This is a genomic window from Bacillus sp. SIMBA_074, assembly GCF_046534555.1.
GTDB lineage: Bacteria > Bacillota > Bacilli > Bacillales > Bacillaceae_G > Bacillus_A > Bacillus_A mycoides.
The window spans coordinates 1-242 of sequence record NZ_JAWRYM010001114.1 but is presented as its reverse complement, the minus strand read 5'-3'; the positions used below and the strand labels follow the sequence as shown (position 1 = coordinate 242).

Here is a 242-nt window from a genome sequence, read left to right as displayed (position 1 = left end):
CGGAGAGCATCCAGGCGAAATCCCGGTCGCGCAGAGACGCCAGCCGACGACGCCCCACCGTCTTCGGGCGCATCGCCTCGACGCTCGGCGGGTCGGGCAGGAGCATGGCGGCTGCCGAGCCGATGACCGCGATCACGCCGGCGAGCAGCAGGTAGCCGTCGCGGATGCCGAGACCGAGGAGGACCACCAGCCCGACTCCGAGAACGATGCCCACGGCCTGACTGGAACCGACCGCCGCCGAG

Annotated in this window: 1 protein-coding gene; it reads right to left on the bottom strand. The window is 71.9% G+C overall.

All coding sequences use genetic code 11. From position 1 onward, the window contains the following. Positions 1-242, bottom strand: a 242-nt coding sequence (locus SB773_RS34205) for a hypothetical protein (protein ID WP_410594957.1), incomplete at both ends; no start/stop codon positions are given.